This is a genomic window from Kitasatospora sp. NPDC088264 (assembly GCF_040685715.1).
Classification (GTDB): domain Bacteria; phylum Actinomycetota; class Actinomycetes; order Streptomycetales; family Streptomycetaceae; genus Kitasatospora.
On record NZ_JBFBIR010000004.1, the window covers coordinates 183,665 to 207,951 of the forward strand.

Genomic DNA, 24,287 nt, shown 5'->3' on the forward strand with positions numbered 1-24,287 from the left:
ACCTGGTGCGGGTGTGCGCGGCCGCGTGTTGCCGGTGAGTGTCTCCGTCCTCATCCCGCAGGCAACCCGGCGTAGGAGTGTGTCCGTTCATGTCGCTCGTGTTCCACTGGTTCCTTCCCACCAACGGTGACAGTCGGCAGATCGTCGGGGGTGGTCACGGGTCCACGCCGGGGGTGGCGGGGGCGGACCGGCCGCCGAGCCTGGGGTACCTGGGGCAGGTCGCCCGCAGCGCGGAGCAGTTGGGGTTCGAGGGGGTGCTGACGCCGACCGGGGCGTGGTGCGAGGACGCCTGGCTGACGACGGCGATGCTGACGCAGGTGACGGAGCGGCTGAAGTACCTGGTGGCGTTCCGGCCCGGGCAGATCAGCCCGACGCTGGCCGCGCAGATGGCCGCGACGTACCAACGGCAGTCCGGCGGACGGCTGTTGCTGAACGTGGTGACCGGCGGGGAGTCCGCCGAGCAGCGCGCCTACGGGGACTTCCTGGACAAGGACGCCCGGTACGCGCGGACCGGGGAGTTCCTGGACATCGTCCGGCGGCTGTGGGCGGGCGGGACGGTCGACCACCACGGGCCCCATCTGCGGGTCGAGCGGGCCCGGCTGAACCGGCTGCCGGAGCCGGTGCCGACGGTGTACTTCGGCGGCTCGTCCCCGGCGGCCGGCGAGGTCGCGGCGCAGTCCGCGGACGTCTACCTGACCTGGGGCGAACCGCCCGCCCAGGTGCGGGAGAAGATCCGCTGGATCCGCGAACTCGCCGCCGCCCGCGGGCGGGTGGTGCGGTTCGGGATCCGGCTGCACGTGATCACCCGGGACACCGCCGCGCAGGCCTGGGCGGAGACCGAGCGGCTGCTCGCCGGAATGGATCCGGGGCGCGTGCGCCGGACCCAGCGGGCGCTCGCCGAGAGCGAGTCGGAGGGCCAGCGGCGGATGCTCGCGCTGCACGGCGGATCGGCCGAGCGGCTGGAGGTGTACCCGGGGCTGTGGGCCGGGATCGGCCTGCTGCGCGGCGGCGCCGGGACGGCCCTGGTGGGCAGCCACCGGGAGGTCGCGGACCTGATCACCGAGTACCACGAGCTGGGGATCGACGAGTTCGTGCTGTCGGGCATGCCGCACCTGGAGGAGGCGTACTGGTTCGGCGAGGGCGTGCTGCCGCTGCTGGCCGCCCGCAACCTGTGGCACCGGCCGTGAACCCGCAAACCGCTGGTCAATCCGCCGGGGCGGCCGGAGAATTCACGGCATGACGCTGCCCCTGCTCCTCCTCGACGTGGACGGACCGCTCAACCCCTACGCCGCGCCGACGACCCGGCGGCCGGAGGGGTACGACACCCACCGCCTGCTCCCGACCTGGTGGGCGGACCGGCAGGCGCACTACTCCCACGCGCGGGCGAAGCCGCTGCGGGTGTGGCTGAACCCGGCGCACGGGCCGGAACTGCTCGGCCTGCCGTACGAACTGGTGTGGGCCACCGGCTGGATGGGCGAGGCGAACACCCACATCGGCCCGAACCTCGGACTGCCCGAACTCCCCTACATCCAGTGGACGGACCTGTTCGGGGAGGACCCGGACGGCCTGCACTGGAAGACCCGGGACGTGGTCGCCTGGGCGGACGGCCGCCCGTTCGCCTGGGTAGACGACGAACTGGGCCCGCAGGACACCGCCTGGATAGCCGCCCACCACCCCGCCCCGGCACTCACGTTCCACGTCAACCCCCGAATCGGCCTGCTGGCCGCCGACTTCACGGCCCTGCGTGAATGGGCGGTCGCGGCATGAGGATCGGGACGGTCGAACGGCTGCGGCGCTACCCGGTGAAGTCGCTGCTGGGGGAGGAACTGGCGGCGGTCGGGGTGGACGGGCGCGGCCTGGAGCGGGACCGCGGCCGCGCCCTGCTCGACCTCGACACCGGGAAGGTCGCCAGCGCCAAGAACCCGCGGCTGTGGGCGGGCCTGCTCGGTTACACGGCGGCGACCACGGCGGGCGGCGTGGTGATCACCGGCCCGGACGGGCGGTGCGTGGACGAGGAGGAGCTGTCGGCGGCGCTCGGCCGCAAGGTCGCCCTGATCGCCGAGTGCCCGCCCGGGGCGACGATCGAGCGGGCCGTGCCGGAGGAGGTGCTGGCGCACGGCATCGAGGCCGAAGTCGACGTCACCGTCAACGAGTTGGGCCGGGCCGCGCCGGACGGCGGCTTCTTCGACTTCGCCCCGCTGCATCTGGTCACCACCTCGACGCTGGCCGCGACCGGCGCCGAGGCGGAGCGCTACCGGCCGAACCTGGTGATCCGCACCGAGGGCGAGGGGTACGTCGAGAACGCCTGGGTGGGGCGGGAGTTGGCGATCGGGCCGGTGCTGCGGCTGCGCGTCGTGGTGCCCACGCCGCGCTGCGCCGTCCCGACCCTGCGGCACGGCCCGCTGCCCCGGAGCACGTCCGCCCTGCGCGTCCCGGCCGAGCGGAACCGCCTGGTCCCGTTGGAGGGCATGCCCGCGCTGCCCTGCGCGGGGGTGTACGCGCAGGTGCTGGTGCCCGGCCGGGTCGCGGTGGGGGATGCGATCAGGCTGGACTGAGGAGGGGTCGGGGCGGCGGTCAGGCGGGGTCGGGGCGGTGGCGGGGGTCAGGCTGGGCCGAGGACGGCGGCGAGGGCGTCCAGGAAGCGGTCGGTGGTGGCCTCGTCCCGGACGGCGATCCGCAGCCACTCCTCGCCCAGCCCCGGGAAGGTGTCCCCGCGCCGGACGGCGAAGCCGCGCCCGCGCAGCCGCTCCCGGACGGCCGCCGCCTCCGGCAGCCGTACCAGGGCGAAGGATGCGGCCGGCTCGCCGTACACCCGAAGAGTCGGGAAGGCGGCCAAGCCCTTCAGCAAGTACGTCCGCCACAAGGCCAGTTCGGCGGCGGCTGCCTCCGCCTCGGCCAGCGCGGCCGGGCCGCTGCACGCCTCGGCGGCGGCCAGCGCGGGGGTGGAGACCGGCCAGAGCGGCTGGGCGGCGCCGAGTGCGGCGATCAGTGGCGCGGGCCCGAGGACGTAACCGATCCGCAGTCCGGCCAGGCCCCAGGTCTTGGTGAGGCTGCGCAGGACGACAACCTGGCCGGGCAGGTCCCGGACCGGGGCGAGGGACTCGCGTTCGCCGGGCACGGTGTCCATGAACGCCTCGTCGACCACCAGGGTGCGTCCGGGGCGGGCGAGTGCGGCGACGGCGTCGGCGGGGTGCAGGACGGAGGTCGGGTTGGTGGGGTTGCCGAGGACGACCAGGTCGGCCTCCTCCGGGACGGCCCCCAGCCGGAACCCGTCCTCGGGGGACAGCAGCACCCGGTGCACCTGATGTCCGGCGTCCCGCAGAGCCGCCTCTGGTTCGGTGAACTGCGGGTGCACGACGACGATGTGACGTGCCGTCAGGACACGGGCCAGCAGGACGAAGGCCTCCGCCGCCCCCGAGGTGAGCAGCACCTCGTCGGCCGGCCGCCGGTGCCGGGCGGCCACCGCGGCGCGGGCGGCGCCCTGGTCGGGGTAGGCGGCGAGGTCGCCGAGGGTGGCCGCGAGCCGGTCGCGCAGCCAGGCCGGGGGTGTGCCGGTGCGGACGTTGACGGCGAGGTCGACCAGGCCGGACCCGTCGGCGCGCACCTCGGCGTCGCCGTGGTGGCGCAGGTCGGGTTCGGGGGCGGTCACGCGGGGTCTCCTTGCGGGTGGGCGGGCACATCGGGGGCGAGCGGATGAAGGGGCAGCCCCGGGACGCGGTGGACGTCGTACGGGCCCGGCGGCACGCTCAGTGCCGCGCCGTCGCCGAGGGCGACCAGTGCGACGGCGTGCCCGTGCGCGGCCAGGTCAACAGCCAGGTCAACGGCCGCGTGGGCGGCCAGGTCGACGGCCGCCCCGACGGCCGCCCCGGCGCCGTCGTCCGTCGCGATCCGCCTGGTCCCGGGCCGCAGCAGCTCGGCGACCGCCTCGACCGCGCCCGGCGCGCCCACGACCGCCGACACGCGCCGCAGTTCCGCCAGCGCGCGCGGCACCAGCAGGTCGTGCGCGCCGGGCCCGAGCCCGACGACGGCGAGGCGTCCGCGGACCGCCGCCCGGGCGATCGCGACCGTCGCCGCGGCGGACTTCCGTTTGGTGGCGACGAGTTCGCCGCCCGGGGCGCTCGCCAGGGCGGCCGCCTCGGCGACGCTCGCGGTGCCGACGGCGGCGCCGACCAGGTCCGACGGGTTCGGCACCGCCACCGCGGCCAGGGCCGCCGCCGGGTGCTCGTCCACCGGCACCCCGCCGAGGCAGAACGCGGCCCAGCGCACCTCCGGGTGGTCCGCCTTGCCGGCCACCGTCGCCAGCCGGGCGATCGAGGCGCGGGCCAGGCCGTGTTCGGCCAGGGTGTCCGTGATCAGTCGCATCAGCTCGGAGTCGGTGGCGCCGCCGCCCGCGCCGACCCCGACGACCAGGGTGCGCGGGTGCACCAGGAGCACGTCCTCGTCGGGGTGGGTGCGGTCGGTGACCCGCAGGACGGGGGCGTCGGCGGGCGCGTCGGTCCGGGCCGAGGGCGGCAGGGCGGGCAGCGGGTACGCCAGGTCGCTCTCCAGCCGGACCGGTCGGCCCTCGGCGAGCGCCTGCGCGGCCGCCGAGCCGCGCGGCCCGCGGGTGGACGTCGACGCGTGCCCGGCCAGATGCGCGAAGGGCGGGGCGGTGACCGGGGGAGGGCCGCTGGCCAGGACGGCCCGGACACCGAGCAGGGCGGCGAGTTCCTCGGCCAGCTCGTCGGCGCCGCTGTCGCGCCCGGTCAGCGGGACGGCGTAGCGCAGGTTCAGGTCCAGGCTGACCAGGCCGGGCCCGCCGGGGCGCAGGTGCGAGCCGTCGATCAACAGCCGCACGGTGGCCGCGACCGGCGCGAGGCAGACCACCAGGTCGTCCCGGCCGAGGGCGTAGTCCAGGGCCTCGGTCGGACCGAAGCAGGCACTGACCACCGCGGTGTGGACGCGGGTGGTCTCGGGCCAGGCGGCGTGGATCTCGTCGGCCAGCAGGCGGCCCGTCCCGTTGAGGGCGACCAGTCCGATCACGTCCCGCTCCTTCACCCAAAGCCCCGCGATCCCCGCGCACGAGCATCCGCGATCCCGCCACAAGGGCCCCCGTGATCCCACCACGCCCGGTCGGAACGGGTCAATCGGGGCGGTTGTGACGTGGACCGCCGACGGGCGGCAGCTGTTCGTCTGTTCTTCACTTGTCTTGTGCGGTACACGACACGGCGCGATCCTACTGTTCTCGGCGCTCCAACCAGGCAGCCCCGACGCACGGAGGACCCGATGGCCTTCGCACGACTCCGCACCCCCGGAACCACGTCCCCCCGCCGCCCCTCCCGCCGCCCGCTCCGCCGGCCCCTCACCGCCCTCGCCGCCGGGCTCGGCCTCGTCGGCGGCTCGCTCGGCCTGTGGGCCGCCGGCGGCAGCGCGGCCGCCGACACCGCCGCCGGGCTGCCCTCGCCCGACCACGTGATCGTCGTGATGATGGAGAACCACGCCTACTCGCAGGTCATCGGCAGCAGCTCCAGCGCGCCGTACATCAACAACACGCTGGTCGCCGGCGGTGCCGCGCTCACCCAGTCCTTCGCGCTCACCCACCCCAGCCAGCCCAACTACTACATGCTGTTCTCCGGCAGCGCGCAGGGCGTCACCGACGACAGCTGCGTCGACGTCGGCGCCCTCCAGCAGCCCAACCTGGGCTCCGAACTGCTCGCCGCCGGCCGGACCTGGGCCAGCTACAACGAGGGCCTGCCCGCCCAGGGCGCCACCGACTGCCGCGTCGACAACTACGCGCAGAAGCACAACCCGTGGTTCGGCTTCGGCAACGTGCCCGCCTCCAGCGCCTACGGCATGGACGCCTTCCCGACCGACTACACCACCCTGCCCAAGGTCTCCTTCGTCATCCCGGACCTGTGCAACGACATGCACGACTGTTCCGTCGGCACCGGTGACACCTGGCTGCAGACCAACCTCGCCGCCTACGCGGACTGGGCCAAGAGCCACAACAGCCTGCTCGTGGTCACCTTCGACGAGGACAACCGCCTCGCCGGCAACCGCATCCCGACCGTCGTCTACGGTGCCCACGTCACCCCCGGCAGCAGCACCGGCACCACCTACAACCACTACAACGTGCTGCGCACCCTGGAGGACCTCGCCGGGCTGACCACCCACGCGGGCAACGCCGCCAACGCCACCGACATCACCGGCATCTGGAACTGACGCCCGTGTACGTCGCGGACTCCCGCAGCTCCAAGGCCCCCGCCGCCCCGGCCTCCGCAACGGAGCCGCCGGGGCGGCGGGGCGCCGCCCTGCGCGCCGTACCCGGGACGGTGCTCGCCCTCGGCGCCGTCAGCCTGGTCACCGACATCTCCTCCGAGATGGTCACCGCCGTCCTGCCGCTCTACCTGCTCACCGGCCTCGGCCTCTCCCCGCTCGGGTTCGGGCTGCTGGACGGCATCCAGAACGGGTTCAGCGCGCTCGTGCGCCTCGCCGGGGGCCACCTCGCCGACCGCCGCGGCCGTGACGGCGCCGCCCGCCACAAGGCCGTCGCGGCCGTCGGCTACGGCCTGTCCGCGCTCTGCAAACCGCTGCTGCTGCTCGTCCACACCGTGCCGCTGATCGGCGCCGTGATCGCCGTCGACCGCACCGGCAAGGGTCTGCGCACCGCGCCCCGGGACGCGATGATCTCGCTCTCCACCGAACCCGCCCACCGCGGACGGGCGTTCGGCGTGCACCGGGCGATGGACACCGCCGGGGCCCTGCTCGGCCCGCTCACCGCCTTCCTCGTGCTGCGCCTGGCGGGCGGGCCGATGCTCGCCGACGGGGGAGAACGGCACGGCTACAACGCGGTGTTCACGGTCAGCGCGTGCGTCGCCGCCCTCGGTGTGCTGGTCCTGCTGCTGTTCGTGCCGAACCGGCCGTCGACTGACGAGCCGTCAACTACTGCTCCCACGCTGCGCGACAGCCTCACCCTGCTGCGGCTGCCCGGGCTGCGACGGCTCACGCTCTGCGCCGTCCTGCTCGGACTCACCACCGTCAGCGACTCCTTCCTCTACCTCCTCGTCCAGCGCCGGCTCGGCCTCTCCGTCGACCTGTTCCCGCTGCTGCCGCTCGGCACCGCCGCCGCCTTCCTGCTGCTCGCCGTCCCGCTCGGCGCCCTCGCCGACCGGATCGGCCGCCGCCGGCTCTTCCTCGGCGGGCACGTGCTGCTGCTGCTCGCGTACGGGCTGCTGCTCTCGTCGGCCGGCGGCCCGGCGGTGGCCGTCTGCGTCCTCGTGCTGCACGGCGCCTTCTACGCGGCCACCGACGGCGTGCTCGCCGCCGCCGCGGCCGACGCCGTCCCGGCCGGGCAGCGCGGCGCCGGGCTGGCCCTGGTCGGCACCGGGCAGGCGCTCGCCCGGTTCGCCTGCTCGCTGCTGTTCGGCGCGCTGTGGAGCGCGGTCGGCGGCACCGGCGCGCTGGGCTGGTCGGCGGGGGCGCTCGCGCTCTGCGTGCTCGGCGCGGCCGCCGTCCTGCGTGAACCCGCCACCACCACCGTCGAGGAGAGCCCGTGAACCGACTCCAGAACCGGACCAGGGTGATCATCCTCCTGGTCGCCGTCCTGCTGCTCGGCGCCGTCGGTACCGGGGCCGTCCTCCACGCCGCCGACCGCACCGCCCGGCGCGACCAGGCCCAGCCCGGCGGCCCCGCCGTCACCGAGGGCGCCGTCACCCTGCAGAAGCCCTCCGAGGGGCGGAAGCTGGTCTTCCGCAACATGGCCTGGGGCCCGCACCGCGACGAACTCACCGCCGTCCCCGCCGACCGCCCGGACGGTCCGCGCACCGCCTCCGGCGTCCAGTGCCTGCGCTTCTACGCCGCCGCCGGCACCGGCATCTGCCTCCAGGCCCAGCACGGCGCCCTGGAGGACACCTACCGCGCCGTCGTCCTCGACGACCACCTGCGCGAACGGCGCTCCTACCCGGCGGCCGGCATCCCCACCCGCTCCCGGGTCTCCCCGTCCGGGCACCTCGCCGCCTGGACGGTCTTCGTCAGCGGCGACTCCTACGCGGGCACCGACTTCTCCACCCGCACCTCCATCGTCGACGTCCGCGACTGGAATCTCCGGGACAACCTGGAGACCTTCGACGTGATCAAGGACGGCCACCCCTACCAGGCCCACGACATCAACATCTGGGGCGTGACCTTCGCCGACGACAACACCTTCTACGCGACCCTCGCCACCGCCGGCCACACCCACCTCGTCCGCGGCGACCTCGCCGCCCACACCCTCACCACCCTGCACGAGAACGTCGAGTGCCCCTCGCTCTCCCCGGACGGCACCCGCATCGCGTACAAGAAGCGCGTCCCCGGCCTGTCCCCCGACGCCCCCTGGCGCCTGTACGTCCTCGACCTCGCCACCATGACCGAGACGGCCACCGCCGAACAGCGCAACATCGACGACCAGGCCGTCTGGTCGGACACCGGTACCCTCCTCTACGCTCTGCCCGGCGACTACGGCGCCGACCTGTGGACCGTCCCCGCCGACGGCGGCGGTGCCCCCCGGCGGGTCACCCAGGCCGCGGTCGCCCCCGCCTACCTGGGCTGAGGAACTCTCGGCTACGGTCCCTCGTCGAGCACAATGACGTCCTGATCGAACGGGGGAACGACAATCGTGGACGGCATCCCGCCCGAGCGCGCGGTCACCGACTCCTGGCCGGCCCTGCACGGCCGACCCGTCCTGCGGCGCACCGTCGCCGTCGGACTGGTCCTCTGCGTGTCCGTCGCGGCCGCCCTCGTGGTGCGCGGCGTCAACTCGCTCACCGCCGGCCGCGTCGGCCGCGAGACCGACCGCGACCGCGCCGAACTCCTCGCCGGCCTCCACCCCTCCCAGCACCCCGGTGTCGGCCGCTCCTACGTCCCCGTCGGCGCCGTCTACACCCACACCCCCGACGGCGCCCCCATCGCCTACCTGCACTACCGCGTCGCGGGCAAGGACGTCGGCCTCGGCGACTTCCTCCGCGCCTACGACCTCCCGGCCCCCGGCCCCACCGCACCCCTCCCGGCCGACCTCACCGCCGCCCTCGGCGGCGACGGCCCGGCCGAGGCCCCCGAACTCCTCCCGGACCCTGAGCCCACCCCCACCCCCGACGCCACCACCGCGGACCCGGCGCCCCCGGCGCCCGCGGCACCCCCTGGCCTCCAGGCCGCCGACCCCGACGCCGACGCCGAACCGGACGCCGACGCCGACCCCACCCCGGACCTCGACGACGAAACCCCCGAGCCCACCCCCTCCGTCACCCTCCCTCTGACCCCGACCCCAACGCTCACCCCGACGCCCACCCCCTCCCTCACCCCCACCCCGCCCCCCAGCCACCCCCAGACCACCCGCCGCATCTACGTCGCCACCATCCCCGGCGCCGCCCCCGGTGCCGCCGACATCTACATCCGCGCCACCGGCTGAGCGCGCCCCCGGCGTCTGCGCCTGAACCGCCGCGCGGTCCGGCGCTTCGGCGTACGTTGGGGGGCCGGGGCGGCCCCGTGGTGACGGTCGGTACGGACGTGCGCGGGCGGCAGCGGCAGGCGGCCGTAGTGGTCGGGCAGTTCGCGTGTCCGTGGCCTCCCCGGTGGCGTTAACCCGGCGGGAACCGCACCGGAGGAGGAGCCCATGAAGGACAAGACCCCCAGGGACATCGCCGTCGACGACCAGCTGCGGGCGGCAGGGGCGGAGGGCGCCCAGTGGCTCAGTGCCGCCGGGTGGGGGCCGCCGGTGACGGTCCCGGTGCAGAAGGCCGCCAGGTGGCAGCAGGAGACCAGGGCCCGGATGCTGGCGGCGCAGGCGGACGAGTCCTGCACGTGGTGCGTCCACCTGCTCAACGGCGGCCCCCAGCCCGTGGTCGTCCACGCCGAGCACCCGACCCACCTGGTCTGCCGCGCCTGCTCCATCGCCGCCCGCCCCCGCCGCGCCTGCCTGGACTGCGGCGGGCCGGCCGCCTCCGCCTCCCCGGCGGACGGCCGCGAGGACGTCTTCATGGGCCCGGTGGCGATCTACACCCGCCTCCGCTGCGCCACCTGCCACCGCGCCGACCGCCCCGACCGCCCCGACCGTCCCGACCGCCCCGACCCCCTGACCGGCACCTTCGGCAACGGCCCGTCCTGAGACGGGCAGGGCCCGAGGGGGGTCACGGTGACGCGGGGTTCCCGGGGGTCGCCTGGTAGGTGGCTGCGGCGGAGGTGAAGGAGGTGGCCAGGGACGGGGCTCCGGCCCAGTGCAGGTGCAGGTAGGAGGCGTGGACGTGGCTGCCCGCGAACCCCTCGGTGCGGGGGCCGGTGGGCAGGCGCCAGCCCCAGGCGGGGTGTTCGCCCGCGCCCGGTTCGCAGACCGTCCGGTGGAACTCGTGGCCGCGCACCCGGGTGCCGGTCCGGGCGAGCGGGGAGTCGTGCAGGGCGACGGCCTCCCGGTAGCCGAGGGTGAGCCGTTCGGTCATCCGGGCGCCGGTGTCCAGCACGCCGCACATCGGCAGGCCGTCCAACTCACGTCCCAGGTAGAGGAGTCCGGCGCATTCGGCGGCGATCGGGCCGCCGCCGGCGGCGAACTCCGCGATGGCCCCGCGCAGCGCCGTGTTGCCGCTCAGCTCCCGGACGTACAGTTCGGGGAAGCCACCGCCGATCACCAGGCCGGCCGTGCCATCGGGCAGTGCCGAGGCGTGCAGCGGGTCGAAGGGGACGACCTCGGCGCCCGCGGCGGTGAGGAGTTCGGCGTTCTCGGCGTACGAGAAGGAGAACGCGGCGCCGCCCGCCACCGCGATCCGCGGTGTGCCGGCCACCGGGTCGACCTCGGCCGACGGGTTCCACGGTTCGGCGGTCAACTCCGGGGCCGTCCGAGCGAGTTCGAGCAGGGCGTCCAAGTCGACCGAGGCGGCGACGAGTTCACCCATGTCGGCGACGGCGCGCAGGGCCTCCGCCGAGCGCTCCACGGCCGGGATCAGCCCGAGGTGGCGGGACGGCGTGGCGACCGCCGTGGAGCGGCGCAGCGCGCCCAGCACGGGTACGCCCGAGCCTTCCTCCAGGGCCTCGCGCAGGAGGTGCTCGTGCCGGTCGGAGGCGACCCGGTTGAGGATCACCCCGGCGAGGCGCACCTCCGGGTCCCAGGAGGCGAAGCCGTGCACCAGCGCGGCCACCGACCGGGACTGCGAGGAGCCGTCCACCACCAGGACCACGGGCGCCCGCAGCAGCTTGGCGACGTGCGCGGTGGAGGCCAGCTCCCCCCGCCCGGAGGCCCCGTCGAACAGGCCCATGACCCCCTCGACCACCGCGACGTCCGCCCCCGCCGCGCCGTGCAGGAAGAGCGGGGCGATCCGCTCCGGGCCGCACAGGAAGGCGTCCAGGTTGCGGCCCGGGCGCCCGGCGGCGAGCGCGTGGTAGCCCGGGTCGATGTAGTCGGGGCCGACCTTGTGCGGGGACACCGCCAGCCCGCGCGCGGTGAGCGCCGCGATCAGGCCGGTGGCGACGGTGGTCTTGCCGGCGCCCGAGGAGGGCGCGGCGATGACGAGGCGGGGGATGGCGGCCAACGGCCTGCCGGCAGTGCTCAACGGTCTACCACTCGATACCGCGCTGGCCCTTGCGGCCGGCGTCCATGGGGTGCTTGACCTTGGTCATCTCGGTGACCAGGTCGGCGAATTCGGTCAGCGGCTCGGGCGCGTACCGGCCGGTGACGACGACGTGCTGGCTGCCCGGGCGGTCCTTGAGCACCGACACGACCTCCTCCGGGTCGACCCAGCCCCAGTGCATCGGGTAGGTGAACTCGTCCAGCACGTAGAAGCGGTAGGTCTCGGCCGCCAGGTCGCGCTTGACCTGCTCCCAGCCCTCCTTGGCGGCCGCCTCGCTGTCCATCTCCATCTCGCTGGAGCGCTGGATCCACGACCAGCCGGAGCCCATCTTGTGCCAGTCGACCGTCCCGCCCTCGCCGGAGGCGCCGAGCACGCGCAGCGCGTTCTCCTCGCCGACCTTCCACTTGGCGGATTTCACGAACTGGAACACCCCGACGGGCCAGCCCTGGTTCCAGGCCCGCAGCGCCATGCCGAACGCGGCCGTGGACTTGCCCTTGCCGGGGCCGGTGTGCACGGCGGTGATCGGCTGCGTGCGTCGCTGACGGGTCGTCAGGCCGTCGTCGGGGACGCTCTCGGGGACACCCTTGGGCATGTCGGCTCAGGCCGCCTTTCGCATGGTGGTGGCACGGTTCTCACGATGGTTCTCGCGCCGGCTGTCCTGCCGGTTCTCGCGGACGAGCGAGGCGACGCCCTCGGGGCGCAGCTCGTCCAGGCTGACGGCGGTGCCGCCGAGCAGCCCGGCCAGGGTACGGGCGAGGCCGAGTCGGACGGGGCCGGACTCGCAGTCCAGCACCACGCTGGCGGTGCCCTGCGCGGCGAACAGCCCGGCCGCGCGCTGCGACCGGGCGAGCGCGTCCCGCCCGCCGGTGGCCCGGCCGTCGGTCACCACGACCAGCAGCGGGCGGCGGCTCGGGTCGCGCAGCCGCTCCACCCGCAGCACCTCGTGCGCGCGCAGCAGGCCGGCGGCCAGCGGGGTGCGACCGCCGGTGGGCAGCGACTCCAGCCGGGCCGCGCCGACCTCCACGGACGACGTCGGCGGCAGCGCCAGTTCGGCGTCCGCGCCCCGGAAGGTGATCATGCCGATCTTGTCGCGCCGCTGGTAGGCGTCCATCAGCAGGGACAGCACGGCGCCCTTGACGGCGGTCATCCGCTGCCGGGCGGCCATCGAGCCGGAGGCGTCGACGACGAACAGCACCAGGTTGGACTCCAGCCCCTGGCGGACCTGTTCGCGGAAGTCGTCCTTGCGCAGCACCAGCGCCCGGCCGGTCCGCCCGCGTGCCGCCTGGTGCGGTGCGGCGGCCTGAAGGGTGGCGGTCAGATGCAGCCGGCTGAGCGCACCCTGGGGGCGCCGGGCGCGCACGGTGTGCCCGCCGGTGGTCTCGGCGGGGGAGCGGCGGCCCTGGGCGCCGTGGCCGGTGCCCTGCACGGTGAACAGCTTGGTCCGGTACGGGTCGCCGGCCGCGACCGGCGCCGACTCCCGTGCGGGGGCGGGGTGTTGGGCCGGTACGGGCTGCTGGAGCGGCTCGTCCGGCTCGGCGGCCGATGCCTCCGGACCAGAGGCGGGCTCGGGGGCCCCGCCGCCGTCCGGGCCGCCGCCGGGGCCGCCGCCGGGGCCGCCGTCCGGGCCCGGACCGTCGTCCTCGGGGCCGTCGCCCTCGCCGTCGCCCTCAGCCTCTCCTGAGCCCCCGGGCTCCTCGGGCTCCGACGACTCCTCGGGCTCCGAGGGCTCCGACGACTCCGAGGGCTCCTGCGGCTGCGCGTGCTCCTCCAGCGTCCGGTCGAGCTGTTCCTCGTCCAGCCCCGGCGCGTCGAAGGGGTTGCGGCGGCGCCGGTGCGGCAGCGCCAGCTGGGCAGCCTTGCGGACGTCCTCCTCCAGCACCTCGGTCCGCCCGTCCCAGGCGGCGAGCGCGACGGCGGTGCGGGCCATCACGATGTCGGCGCGCAGCCCGTCCACCTCGAACGCGGCGCACACGGCGGTGATCTGACGCAGTGCCACATCCGTCAGCTCCACCTTGGGCAGCAACTCCCGCGCGGCGGTGATGCGTTCGGCGAGCGCCTGCTCGTCCGCGGCGAACCGCGCGGCGAAGCCGGCCGGGTCGGCGTCGTAGCCGAGCCGGCGGCGGACCACCTCGGCGCGCTCGGCCGGGTCCCGGGTGGCGGCGATCTCGACGGTCAGGCCGAACCGGTCGAGCAGCTGCGGCCGGAGCTCGCCCTCCTCCGGGTTCATCGTGCCGACCAGCAGGAAGCGGGCGGCGTGCCGCACCGACACGCCCTCGCGCTCGACGTACGAGCGGCCCATCGCGGCGGCGTCCAGCAGCAGGTCCACGACGTGGTCCTGGAGCAGGTTCACCTCGTCGATGTAGAGCACGCCGCGGTGCGCCTTGGCGAGCAGCCCCGGCTCGTACGCCTTGACGCCCTCGGCGAGCGCCCGTTCCAGGTCGAGCGAGCCGACGATCCGGTCCTCGGCCACGCCGACCGGCAACTCGACCAGCTGGGCGGGGCGTTCGGACGCCGAAGGGCGGTCGTGCGGCCCGTCCGGGCACTGCGGGTCCGGAGCGGCCGGGTCGCAGGCGAACCGGCAGCCGTCGACGGCCGCGAGGGTCGGCAACAGGCCGGCCAGCGCGCGCACCATGGTCGACTTCGCGGTGCCCTTCTCGCCGCGCACCAGCACGCCGCCCACGGCCGGCGAGACCGCGTTGAGCAGCAGTCCGAGCCGCAGGTCGGGCATGCCGACGATCGCGGTGAACGGATAGCGGACGTCACTCATGCATACTCCCCAGGTGCCCCGGGCGCCAGGAACGGCAGCGATCCGGCCGCCGGCACCCCGCCCTCGATCAGCTTCCACAGCGCGTCGGTGTCCGCGTGTTCCTCGATCAGGTCGCCCAGCCGGTCCAGCCGGGCCTCGCGCGCCTCGGCGAACGAGGTGTCCGGCGCCGGCACGAACGCCCGGCCCGCCAACGCGGCGACCTCGCGCAGGAGTTCACGGCGGAAGCCGTCGTTCTCCAGCGCGCCGTGCCAGGTGGTGCCCCACACCGGGCCGACCCGGCAGCCGTCCAGGCCGTGCCCGTCGTCATCGGAGAAGAACGGCTCGCCCCCCTCCACGGCCACCACTCCGTGGTGGATCTCGTACCCCTCGACCCGCTGCCCGTACGCCGTGCCGGCCGGCCGCGCCAGCACCTTCTCGGCGCCGAACCGCACGTGCGTCGGCAGCAGGCCCAGGCCCTCGACCGAGCCGGCCCCGGACTCCACCTCGTCCTCGATCCCGCGCGCCAGCATCTGGTAGCCGCCGCACACCCCGAGGACCGGCAGCCCGGCCGCCGCCCGCGCCTTCAGCGCCGGCTCCAGGCCGCGTTCGCGCAGCCAGGCCAGGTCGGCCACGGTGGCCCGGGTGCCGGGTAGCACCACCAGGTCGGCGTCGGCCAGTTCCTCCGGCCGGGTCACCCAGCGCACCAGCACTCCGGGCTCCTGCGCCAGCGCGTCCAGGTCGGTGAAGTTCGACAGCCGGGGGAAGCGCACCACGGCCACCCGCAGCACGTCCGCCCCGAGCGGGCCGCGGCCGTCCACCCGGTCCACCACCGTGGACAGGTCCAGCGAGTCCTCGGCGTCCAGCCACAGGCCCGGCAGCATCGGCAGGGTGCCCAGCACCGGACGGCCGGTCAGCCCGTGCAGCATCTCCAGGCCGGGCGCCAGCAGTCGCGCGTCGCCGCGGAACTTGTTGACGAACCAGCCCGCCACGTGCCGCTGGTCCTCCGCCGACAGCAGTGCCAGCGTCCCGTACATCGCCGCGAAGACGCCGCCGCGGTCGATGTCCCCGACCACCACCACCGGCAGCCCGGCGGCCGTCGCCAGGCCCATGTTGGCGATGTCCCGGTCCCGCAGGTTGATCTCGGCGGGCGAACCGGCGCCCTCGCAGACCACCACCTCGTAGCGGCGGCGCAGATCCGCCAGGCACTCCAGCGACCGTTCCAGCAGGACGGGCTTGCGTTCGCGGTAGTCCAGCGCGCCCACCTCGGCGACCGGCCGGCCCAGCAGCACCACCTGGCTGCGGCCGTCCGCCCCCGGCTTCAGCAGCACCGGGTTCATCGCCGCCTCCGGCTCCACCCTGGCCGCCTGCGCCTGCATCGCCTGCGCCCGGCCGATCTCGGCGCCGTCGGCGGTGACGAAGGAGTTCAGCGACATGTTCTGCGCCTTGAACGGCGCGACCCGCACCCCCTGCCGGGCCAGCCAGCGGCAGATGCCCGCGGTCACCACGCTCTTGCCCGCGTCCGAGGTCGTCCCCGCGACCAGCAGTGCGTTGCTCATGCCCTTCCCCTCCACCGTGTCGTCAGCAAGCGCAGCGCGACGTGCCCCGCGACCGTCGTACCCAGGGCCAGCGCGCCCACCCGCCGGGAGAGCACGCAGGCCCGCTCGATGTCGTCCGCCGTCACCGGCCGCAACTCCGCGCCCAGCACCGGCCGGTGCTCCACCCGCTCCCCGTACTGGAGGGTCCCGCCCAGCCGGACGCCCACCGCGCCCGCGAAGGCCGCCTCCGCCTGGCCCGCGTTCGGGCTCGGGTGCGCCGAACCGTCCCGCCGCCAGACCCGCCAGGCCGTTTTCGGCTGCGGCGCGGCGGCCACCGTGAGCAGAGCCGTCAGCCGGGCGCCCGGCCAGCCCGCCACGTCGTCCAGCCGGGCCGAGGCCCAGCCGAACCGGGCGTACCGCGGCGAGCGGTGGCCGACCATCGCGTCCAGCGTGTTCACCGCGCGGAACGCCAGCAGCCCCGGGGTGCCCGCCAGCGTGCCCCAGACCAGCGCGTTCACCACGGCGTCCGCCGTGTTCTCGGCCACCGACTCGACCACCGCGCGGGCGATCTGAGGCCCGTCCAGCGCGCTCGGGTCCCGCCCGCACAGGTGCGGCAGCCGCTCCCGCGCGGCCGCCAGGTCGCCCGTGGCCAGCGACCGGCCGATGGTGCGCGCCTCCCGGGTCAGCGAGGTGCCGCCCAGCACCGTCCAGGTCGCGGCGGCCGCCAGCGCGGCCCGGCCCAGCGGACGCCGGCCCACCGTACGGTCCAGGGCCACCGCGCCGGCCGCGACCGCGCCGACGCACAGCGCCGTGTACCCGGCGCCGGCCACCCGGTCGTCCTGCCACACCCGCCGCTCCAGCCGGGTCGCCGCACCGCCGAAGACGGCCACCGGGTGGCCGCGCCGGGGGTCGGCGAAGCGGGCGTCCGCGGCGAAGCCCGCGGCGGCGCCGAGCGCGAACGCGGCGGCGCGGGTCAGCGGGCGCACGGCGGGTTCGGCGGAAGGCCGCGTGGGGTCCGGCGGGGCGGGGCAGCCTGCATCGCGTGCGTGTCCTCACTCAGGGTCCGCGCCCTGGATCGACGTACCGGGGGCGAGAGTCTCCTGGCTTCCGGGTCGGACACACCCCCGGGCCTTCCAGCGGCTTCTGACGGTCCGCCGTGGCAATGTTCCGAGCGTGCTCCCCGGTGACAGTGGCGGGACCGCGCCGGACTCGCACCGGCTTCCTCTGCATGCCTCCGTTTGGCCCCAGGATCCCATCACGCGGCCGAACCGGGAGTCAACCGAGGTCACGGAGGGGTTGGTCACACCTCGGAGCCCCGTCGCCACCTCCGATCCGCCCGCCCCGCCCTGCCTGACGCCCGCCCAGCCCGAGGCCCCGCCGTGCCCCGGACGGCCCAGCCCGGTGGCCGCCCGCGCGGCCCCCCGGTGAACTGGTGCCCGGACACCGCCCGGACACCGTCCGGTCCAAGACCAGCAGAGCGGGGAGCGATATGCGTTGGGGAACCGCGGCCGTCGTGGCGGCCGCCGTCGTCGGCGCCGGGGCCGCCGGGGCCGCCGTCCTGGTGATCGGCCGCCGGGCCTCCGAACGGCTGGTCCACCCGGCGAGCGCCGCCCGGGAGTCCGGCCCCGTCCTGGTGCGGAGCCTCGCCGCGGGCCGGATCACCTTCAACCGCCGCCCCGAGAGCCTGCGCCCCGGCCGCTGGGCCGTGGAATGGGACGACCACGGCCACGCCGTCGTCGAGGAGGTCCTGCACAGCGACGAGAACGGCGTCACCCGCCGCCTCGTCCGCGCGGACCGGGGCACCCTCACCCCCGGCACCGAGGTCCGCTTCACCCCCCGCGTCCACCTCGGCGACCCCACCGAGGCGCTCGGCCTCCCCTTCACCGACACCGCCGCCGACGGCGAACTCGGCGCCCTCCCCGCCTGGCGCCTCGACGGCAAACGCGGCACCTGGGTGATCCTCGTCCACGGCCCCGGCGCCGACCGGCAGCAGACCCTCCCGGTCCTCCCCGTCCTCGACCGCCTCGCCCTGCCCGCCCTCGCCGTCACCTACCGCGGCGACCAGGGCGCCCCGGCCTCGCCGGACGGGCTCGGCCACTTCGGCGAGACCGAGTGGCGCGACGTCGAGTCGGCGGTACGGCTCGCCCTCGACAGCGGCGCCGGCCGGGTCATCCTGTACGGCTGGTCCCTCGGCGCCACCATGGCCCTCCAGACGGCCTCCCGCTCCGCCTGGGCCCATGCCATCAGCGGCCTCGTCCTGGACTCGCCGGTCCTCGACCTGCCCGCCACCGCCCGCCGCGGCGCCGCCCGGGCCGGCTACACCGGCGCCGCCGCCGAGCTCGGCGCCCTCGCCGCCGAGGGCCGCACCGGCGTCGACCTCGCCGACTTCAGCCGCATCGCCGAGGGCGCCGACCTGCGCGTCCCCACCCTCCTCCTGCACAGCCCCGACGACCAGGTCGCCCCCTTCCGCGCCGCCGAGCGCCTCGCCGCCGCCCGCCCCGGCGTGGTCAGCCTCCGGCCTTTCCCGGGCGCCGACCACGCCACCCTCTGGAACTCCGCCCCCACCCACTACACCGAACTCCTCCGCCGCTGGCTCACCCCCCTTCTCTGAACCCAGCCCCCCCGCGTGAGAAGTCACACCCGCGGGGCCTCCGTACGGAACCCGGACCTCACCTGTCGGCCACGGAGTGTGACCGGTCGGGCGGGTAGCGCGACCGTCGCCGCAAGGGTTGAGCCGTGATGGCATGACCCCGCCACCTGTTTCCGGCCAGGCGGTTTGCCTCTGTTGCCCGATTGTTGCCCGATCTTGGGGAGGTGCCGTCGACGGCCGCCCGTCCGTACAGCCAACCGGATGTGACAGAAGGCCGGTACAAGGGGAAGACTGCTCGACGTGACGTCTCGGAATCCGCGCGACCGTGATGCCCCGCTCCCTCCGACGATCGGTACTGGTGCGACGGTGACCCGTCTCCCCGGTACGGCCCACCGGCCCGCCGCCGGCAAGCCGGGCGGGGCCGGGGTACCCCGCCGACGAGGGCCCGCTGCGGCGCCCGGTCGGGGGAGGGTTCCCGTACCGGAGGGCTTCCCCGCGCCGGCCGAGCTGGCGCCGCTGGCCCGCCGGATGCTGGTGGACGCCGTCCGGATCGCCCGCTGGGCGGGGGACCTGGAAGAGGTCGACAAGCGGGGCGAGCTGCTGCCCGATGACGCCCGTGCGGCGGGTCGGGCGCTGGCCATGACGGTCGGCGCCGCCGCCAAGGCGTGGGGGCAGGCGCTGCTGGTCGGCCTGGTGGAGGCCAGGGACGGCGGTGCGGTCCCGGGTTGGCGCCTGCACGCCTGGGAGCACGACGACGAGGCGGTCGTCCGCGGCTGGTCGGCGCTGTTCGACGCCTGGACGCTGCTCGCCCCGGTGCCGCCCGCCGCCCTGCGGGGCGTGTTCGCGGTGCTGGCCGGCCAGGCGGTGGACCAGGCGCCGCAACTGCTGTCGTTCCTGCACCTGGTGGCCGGTCCGGTGTCGGACGGCGAACTGCTGGAGCTGCTGCGCCGGGGGCTGGACGAGCGGCGGGTGGGCGGCACGGACGGTTCGGGCCTGTCGCCCGTGCCGCACGCCGCCTCGGCGGTCTCGGCGGTCCGCGGCACGTGCCGGGAGCCGCAGATCGACACCCCGCCGTCGCCGGCGGACGTGGCCGCGGTCCTGGACTGGATGCTGGACGGCCTGGCGGCCGTTGGGGCCGTGGTCCGCAGGGACGAGGCCGCCGAGCTGTCGCCGCTGGGCCACTGGGCGGTGCGGGCGAAGCTGGAGGAGATCTGCACGGTCGCGCAGACCGCGGCCGGGCACATCGAGCAGAGCGCCTTCGAGCTGCTGAACGCCTGCGCGGACTACTCGCCGGGCCCGGCGCGGGCCGAGTTCCGCGCCTGGGTGGCGGCCCGTCCGGCCGATCGGGCGGTGGCGGAGCTGCTGGACGCGGCGCAGGGGGACGACGCGCTGGTGCGCGGGCTGGCCTTCGAGGCGCTGCGGGTGGCCGGCGGCCCGGCCGAGCAGGCGGTGCGGGCATCGGTGGACGAGCCGGTGCTGCGCCCGTACGCGCTGTTGTGGCTGGCGGAACGCTCGGACGAGGGCGTTTCGCCGGCGGACGTGCTGGGGGCGGAGGACGCGGCCTGGCTGTGGGTGGACACGGCTGCGGCGGTGCTGGACCACGGCGAGACGGAGCTGCTGGTGGGCCACGTCGAGGGCGCCGCGGCTGGCGATCCGGTGCGGTTGTTCGCCCGGGCCCGGCAGTCGGGGCACCCGCGGGCGGCCTCGGTGCTGACGGCGGTCTCGGGCGTGCACCCGGATCCGGGCGTGGCGCGGGCGGCCCGCCGCTCGGCGTTCAGCGTGCACACCGGCGGCGCGTAGCAGCGCCCGTCGAAGAACGAGCGCGACGAGGAGAAGAGCGGGCACGACGAAGAGGGGCCCGGATCCGACTGGATCCGGGCCCCTCTCGCGTACGGGAACGACTCAGCCGAGGCGGGACTCCGCCCGCCTGGCGCGGACGTCGCCGACCTTCTGTCCGACCTTGCGCCGGATGACCAGCAGCGGGGCCATCGCGGCGAGCGTGATCTGGGCGAAGGCACCGACGTGCATCAGGGCGTCGCCGCCGGGCAGGCCGGTCGCCCAGGCCGCGAGGCAGCCGATCGAGACGACGATCCAGCACAGCGTGGCGGTGGCCAGCAGCCCCTGGGGCTTGGGGTACTCGATCCGGCTGACCATGAGGTACGCGGCGCCGAAGATGGCGAGCAGACCGGGCAGGAACGGCGGGTCGAGCAGCACGATGGCGATGACCGTCATCGCGCCCATCGGGCAGGGCATGCCCTGGAACACCCCGGGCCGCATCTTGACGGCGGAGAAGCGGGCGAGCCGCAGGACGACCGCGAGCAGGACGGTGATCGCGATGAGCGCCGAGAGCTTGCTGTTGGAGCCCTGCGAGACCATGCCCCAGACGGCGACGAAGTAGGCCGGCGCGATGCCGAAGCTGATCAGGTCGGCCAGGTTGTCCAGTTCCGCTCCGAGGGCGGAGGAGCGGAGCTTGCGCGCCACCAGCCCGTCGAAGAGGTCGCACATGGAGCCGATGAGCAGCAGCGTGACCGCGGTGGCGGCGCTGTGCCGGTCGGGTGCGGCGTCCGGGTTGGTGATGTGCGGGACCAGGACCCCGGTGGTGATCGAGTAGATCGCCAGGAAGCCGCAGACGGCGTTCCCCAGGGTCAGGAAGTCGGCGGTGGACAGGTGCTGGGGAGAGCGCGGGGCGCGCAGCTCGCGGTCGCGGGCCCAGCGGCGACGGCGCAGGGCCGTCTCCTCGTCGTCCAGGCCGACGATTGTCTCAGGATCAGTCACGGTCAAGGCGCGTCACCCCGGCTGTGGTCTTCTGGCCGACCTCGACGCCGACCTCGACGCCGGCCGGCAGGTAGGTGTCGACCCGGGAGCCGAACCGGATCAGACCGATCCGGTCGCCCTGCTCGACCTTGGTACCGGCGGCGACGTACGGCACGATGCGACGGGCCACGGCCCCCGCGATCTGCACCATCTCGATGTCGCCGAGCTCGGTGTCGAAGTGCCAGACGACCCGCTCGTTCTGGTCGCTGTCCTTGTTGAACGCGGGGACGAAGCCGCCCGCGACGTGCTCGACCGACGTCACCGTGCCGGGCAGGGGCGCGCGGTTGACGTGGACGTTGAGCGGGCTCATGAAGATCGCGACCCGGGTGCGGCCGTCCGGCCAGGCGTCGATGCTCTGCACCACGCCGTCGGCGGGGGAGATCACTCTGCCCGCGCCGATCTCACGCTCGGGGTCGCGGAAGAACCACAGCATGCCCGCGCCGAGCGCACAGGCGGGTACCGCTGCCAGGGCCCACTTGCCGCTGCGCCGGGTGAGGGCGGTGGTCACGGCGGCCGTGGCGAGGGTGGGGACGAACCAGGGGGTGGCTCCGCGCGCGATGGTCACGCGGGGTCGCCGACCGGCCGTCGTGGCTGCGAGGGCATCGCGGTCCGTGACGGAGGTGTGAGGGGACGGGCTGATGGGCATCGAAGACCTTTGTCGCGGGGGATCATGGCCGCTGGACGGGGGCCACCGCGGGATCGGGTAATAGAGGGACGGCTTGCTGTCCCGGTGGATGCTATCGGGAGCACACGGTGGGTGGGCAACCCGCCTGCTCGTTCACGTGTCCGGTGGAAGCGCGTGTGCGCGTCCCACCTCTACGACCGTAGCTCGCCCCGGTCCGGTTCCCAAGGGACCGGACGGGGCTGGTGACACTTGTCTCAACAGGCCTGTCGGCGGAACCCGGTGGGCGGAACGGGCCGTTCGCGGTCGCCGGGGGTGCGGGACACGGCCCGTCGAGGGTGTGCGGAAGCGGCCGCGGGGCGTGTCGCCGCAGCTGTACGCCCTGCGGCCGCTTCCGGAGGGCCGTGCCGGACCCCGGCGGACCAGGCCGGGGCCGTGATGGCACGGCGGGTGGCCGGGACGGGCCCGCACGCCCGTCGACCGGCGGTTCGGAAGGGGTCGTCCAGCCGGCCCGGAGCGCCCCGGGGGCCGCTCGTCGAGCCGGGGTGACCCGGTGCTCACTCCGCGATCCGGTACTCCTCCAGGAGTCGGCGTCCGACGATCATCTTCTGGATCTCCGCAGTTCCTTCACCGATGAGCAGCATCGGGGCCTCGCGGTAGAGCCGCTCGATCTCGTACTCCTTGGAGAAGCCGTAGCCGCCGTGGATGCGGAACGCGTCCTCGACGACCTCCTTGCAGTACTCGGAGGCGAGGTACTTGGCCATGCCGGCCTCGAGGTCGTTGCGCTCGCCGCCGTCCTTCTTGCGGGCGGCCATGACCATCATCTGGTGGGCGGCCTCGACCTTGGTGGCCATCTCGGCGAGCTTGAACTGGATGGCCTGGTGCTCGGCGATCTTCTTGCCGAAGGTGGAGCGCTGCTGGGCGTAGGAGATGCCGAGTTCGAAGGCGCGGCGGGCGACGCCGCAGCCGCGGGCGGCGACGTTGACGCGGCCGACCTCGACGCCGTCCATCATCTGGTAGAAGCCGCGCCCGGGGACGCCGCCGAGGACGCGGTCGGCCGGGATCCGGACGTCCTGGAGGACCAGTTCGGTGGTGTCGACGCCCTTGTAGCCCATCTTCTCGATCTTCCCGGGCACGGTGAGGCCGGGGACGGTCGGGTTCGGGCCGAATCCGGGGGTCTTCTCGATCAGGAAGGTGGTCATGTTCTTGTACGGGGTGCTGCCGCCCTCGTCGGTCTTGCACAGGACCGCGACGAGGGTGGAGGTGCCGCCGTTGGTGAGCCACATCTTCTGGCCGTTGAGGACGTAGGACTCCCCGTCCTTGACGCCCTTGGTGGAGATGGCCGAAACGTCGGAGCCGAGGCCGGGCTCGGACATCGAGAACGCGCCGCGGATTTCCCCGGCGGCCATCCTCGGCAGGAAGTGGTCCTTCTGCTCCTGGGTGCCGTGGGCGTTGATCATGTGCGCCACGATGAAGTGGGTGTTGACGATGCCGGACACGCTCATCCAGCCGCGGGCGATCTCCTCGACCACCAGGGCGTAGGTGAGCAGCGACTCGCCGAGGCCGCCGTACTCCTCGGGGATGGTGAGGCCGAAGAGGCCGAGCTGCTTCATCCCCTCGACGATGGCGGTCGGGTACTCGTCCTGGTGTTCCAGCTCGGTCGCGACCGGAATGATCTCCTTGTCGACGAAATCCCGCACGGTGGCGAGGATGTCCCGCTGGATCTCGGTGAGGCCGTCGGTCTGTGCCAGGCGTCCCATCGTGCGGCTCCGAAAGGTTTAAGGGGGCGGGGGGGGGATTGCCGGGGGCCCTGCCGGCGTGGCTGCGGCGGCAGGGCCCCCGTTCCGGGTGGGGGCCGGCCGATGACGGCGGCCGGCCCCTCCGGGGTCTCAGGGGATTCGGGGCCCTAGGAGAGGGGAGTCGGGCGGCCGGGCTGCTCGCCGCCGCGCTCCTTGACGTACGTCTCGGTCGGCACCATCACCTTGCGGCGGAAGATGCAGACGACCGTGCCGTCCTGCTTGTACCCCTTGGTCTCGACGTACACGATGCCGCGGTCGTCCTTGGACTTGGACGGCCACTTGTCGAGGACGGTGGTCTCGCCGTAGAGGGTGTCGCCGTGGAAGGTCGGCGCGACGTGCCGCAGCGACTCGATCTCCAGGTTGGCGATGGCCTTGCCGGAGACGTCCGGGACGGACATGCCCAGCAGCAGCGAGTAGACGTAGTTGCCCACCACCACGTTCCTGCCGAAGTCCGTCGTCCGCTCGGCGTAGTTGGTGTCCAGGTGGAGCGGGTGGTGGTTCATGGTGAGCAGGCAGAAGAGGTGGTCGTCGTACTCGGTGACGGTCTTGCCGGGCCAGTGCTTGTAGACCGCGCCGACCTCGAACTCCTCGTAGGTGCGTCCGAACTGCATCGC

The 24,287-nt window shown here is 74.8% G+C and carries 21 protein-coding genes and 1 riboswitch; of the genes, 10 read left to right on the forward strand and 11 right to left on the reverse strand.

Annotation, left to right across the window (positions count from 1 at the left end; translation table 11 throughout):
* Positions 1 to 89 precede the first annotated feature (89 nt).
* The 3 genes from AB0O82_RS05790 to AB0O82_RS05800 are packed head-to-tail and all read left to right on the forward strand — an operon-like array spanning position 90 to position 2,555.
* Positions 90 to 1,187, forward strand: coding sequence for an LLM class flavin-dependent oxidoreductase (locus AB0O82_RS05790; RefSeq protein WP_363580551.1), 1,098 nt, complete (start codon positions 90 to 92; stop codon positions 1,185 to 1,187).
* A 49-nt stretch (positions 1,188 to 1,236) separates the two neighbouring features.
* Positions 1,237 to 1,767, forward strand: coding sequence for a hypothetical protein (locus AB0O82_RS05795; RefSeq protein ID WP_363580553.1), 531 nt, complete (start codon positions 1,237 to 1,239; stop codon positions 1,765 to 1,767).
* Positions 1,764 to 2,555 carry an MOSC N-terminal beta barrel domain-containing protein gene (locus AB0O82_RS05800; RefSeq protein ID WP_363580555.1) on the forward strand — a complete coding sequence of 264 codons (792 nt, stop codon included), beginning with the start codon at positions 1,764 to 1,766 and terminating at the stop codon, positions 2,553 to 2,555. Before AB0O82_RS05795 ends, AB0O82_RS05800 begins: the two co-directional genes overlap by 4 nt.
* 47 nt (positions 2,556 to 2,602) lie before the next feature.
* Here AB0O82_RS05800 and cobC read toward each other — a convergent pair whose 3' ends face one another.
* Together cobC and AB0O82_RS05810 are read right to left on the reverse strand one after the other, a co-directional pair.
* Entirely contained in the window at positions 2,603 to 3,649 is a 1,047-nt protein-coding gene (gene cobC, locus AB0O82_RS05805; RefSeq protein ID WP_363580557.1) for an Rv2231c family pyridoxal phosphate-dependent protein CobC, read from the reverse strand.
* Positions 3,646 to 5,022, reverse strand: coding sequence for a cobalamin biosynthesis protein (locus AB0O82_RS05810; protein ID WP_363580559.1), 1,377 nt, complete (start codon positions 5,020 to 5,022; stop codon positions 3,646 to 3,648). Before AB0O82_RS05810 ends, cobC begins: the two co-directional genes overlap by 4 nt.
* 243 nt (positions 5,023 to 5,265) lie before the next feature.
* Between AB0O82_RS05810 and AB0O82_RS05815 the strand changes: the two genes are divergently transcribed.
* From AB0O82_RS05815 to AB0O82_RS05835, 5 genes are all read left to right on the forward strand, one after another.
* Positions 5,266 to 6,201 carry an alkaline phosphatase family protein gene (locus AB0O82_RS05815; protein WP_363580561.1) on the forward strand — a complete coding sequence of 312 codons (936 nt, stop codon included), beginning with the start codon at positions 5,266 to 5,268 and terminating at the stop codon, positions 6,199 to 6,201.
* Between the two features lie 5 nt (positions 6,202 to 6,206).
* Entirely contained in the window at positions 6,207 to 7,535 is a 1,329-nt protein-coding gene (locus AB0O82_RS05820; protein WP_363580563.1) for an MFS transporter, read from the forward strand.
* Positions 7,532 to 8,566 (forward strand): TolB-like translocation protein, encoded by a 1,035-nt coding sequence (locus AB0O82_RS05825; RefSeq protein ID WP_363580565.1) that lies wholly within the window; start codon positions 7,532 to 7,534, stop codon positions 8,564 to 8,566. The genes AB0O82_RS05820 and AB0O82_RS05825 overlap by 4 nt, the downstream gene beginning before the upstream one ends.
* A 66-nt stretch (positions 8,567 to 8,632) precedes the next feature.
* Positions 8,633 to 9,421: a hypothetical protein gene (locus AB0O82_RS05830; RefSeq protein WP_363580567.1), complete on the forward strand. Its 789-nt coding sequence runs from the start codon at positions 8,633 to 8,635 to the stop codon at positions 9,419 to 9,421.
* 204 nt (positions 9,422 to 9,625) lie between these two features.
* Complete coding sequence (locus tag AB0O82_RS05835; RefSeq protein WP_363580569.1) at positions 9,626 to 10,117, forward strand: hypothetical protein; 492 nt, start codon at positions 9,626 to 9,628, stop codon at positions 10,115 to 10,117.
* Between the two features lie 22 nt (positions 10,118 to 10,139).
* On the opposite strand, the gene AB0O82_RS05840 is transcribed toward AB0O82_RS05835, so the two are convergent.
* The 5 genes from AB0O82_RS05840 to AB0O82_RS05860 are packed head-to-tail and all read right to left on the reverse strand — an operon-like array spanning position 10,140 to position 16,834.
* On the reverse strand, positions 10,140 to 11,528 hold the full coding sequence (locus AB0O82_RS05840) for a cobyrinate a,c-diamide synthase (RefSeq protein WP_363580681.1): 1,389 nt from the start codon (positions 11,526 to 11,528) through the stop codon (positions 10,140 to 10,142).
* A gap of 25 nt (positions 11,529 to 11,553) precedes the next feature.
* Positions 11,554 to 12,159, reverse strand: a complete 606-nt coding sequence (cobO, locus tag AB0O82_RS05845) for a cob(I)yrinic acid a,c-diamide adenosyltransferase (protein ID WP_363580571.1) — start codon at positions 12,157 to 12,159, stop codon at positions 11,554 to 11,556.
* Between the two features lie 6 nt (positions 12,160 to 12,165).
* A complete protein-coding gene (locus AB0O82_RS05850; RefSeq protein ID WP_363580573.1) occupies positions 12,166 to 14,334 on the reverse strand; it encodes a putative cobaltochelatase in 2,169 nt (722 codons plus the stop codon).
* Complete coding sequence (locus tag AB0O82_RS05855) at positions 14,331 to 15,869, reverse strand: cobyric acid synthase (RefSeq protein ID WP_363580575.1); 1,539 nt, start codon at positions 15,867 to 15,869, stop codon at positions 14,331 to 14,333. The genes AB0O82_RS05850 and AB0O82_RS05855 overlap by 4 nt, the downstream gene beginning before the upstream one ends.
* Positions 15,866 to 16,834, reverse strand: coding sequence for a cobalamin biosynthesis protein (locus AB0O82_RS05860; RefSeq protein ID WP_363580577.1), 969 nt, complete (start codon positions 16,832 to 16,834; stop codon positions 15,866 to 15,868). Before AB0O82_RS05860 ends, AB0O82_RS05855 begins: the two co-directional genes overlap by 4 nt.
* Before the next feature lie 107 nt (positions 16,835 to 16,941).
* Positions 16,942 to 17,074: riboswitch (cobalamin riboswitch) on the reverse strand.
* A 263-nt stretch (positions 17,075 to 17,337) separates the two neighbouring features.
* Between AB0O82_RS05860 and AB0O82_RS05865 the strand changes: the two genes are divergently transcribed.
* Together AB0O82_RS05865 and AB0O82_RS05870 are read left to right on the forward strand one after the other, a co-directional pair.
* Positions 17,338 to 18,459 (forward strand): alpha/beta hydrolase, encoded by a 1,122-nt coding sequence (locus tag AB0O82_RS05865; RefSeq protein ID WP_363580579.1) that lies wholly within the window; start codon positions 17,338 to 17,340, stop codon positions 18,457 to 18,459.
* 345 nt (positions 18,460 to 18,804) lie between these two features.
* Entirely contained in the window at positions 18,805 to 20,238 is a 1,434-nt protein-coding gene (locus AB0O82_RS05870; RefSeq protein WP_363580581.1) for a hypothetical protein, read from the forward strand.
* A gap of 102 nt (positions 20,239 to 20,340) precedes the next feature.
* Here the strand turns inward: AB0O82_RS05870 and AB0O82_RS05875 are convergent, their stop codons facing one another.
* The 4 genes from AB0O82_RS05875 to AB0O82_RS05890 all read right to left on the reverse strand — a co-directional run bounded on the left by AB0O82_RS05875 (position 20,341) and on the right by AB0O82_RS05890 (position 24,284).
* A complete protein-coding gene (locus AB0O82_RS05875) occupies positions 20,341 to 21,165 on the reverse strand; it encodes a CDP-alcohol phosphatidyltransferase family protein (RefSeq protein WP_051710986.1) in 825 nt (274 codons plus the stop codon).
* Between the two features lie 40 nt (positions 21,166 to 21,205).
* On the reverse strand, positions 21,206 to 21,898 hold the full coding sequence (locus tag AB0O82_RS05880; protein ID WP_363580583.1) for a phosphatidylserine decarboxylase: 693 nt from the start codon (positions 21,896 to 21,898) through the stop codon (positions 21,206 to 21,208).
* A 533-nt stretch (positions 21,899 to 22,431) separates the two neighbouring features.
* Entirely contained in the window at positions 22,432 to 23,634 is a 1,203-nt protein-coding gene (locus tag AB0O82_RS05885) for an acyl-CoA dehydrogenase family protein (protein WP_363580585.1), read from the reverse strand.
* A 146-nt stretch (positions 23,635 to 23,780) separates the two neighbouring features.
* The gene (locus tag AB0O82_RS05890) at positions 23,781 to 24,284 is read right to left on the reverse strand and encodes a MaoC family dehydratase (RefSeq protein ID WP_363580587.1); all 504 of its coding nucleotides are present in this window, start codon (positions 24,282 to 24,284) and stop codon (positions 23,781 to 23,783) included.
* Between the last annotated feature and the right edge of the window lie 3 nt (positions 24,285 to 24,287).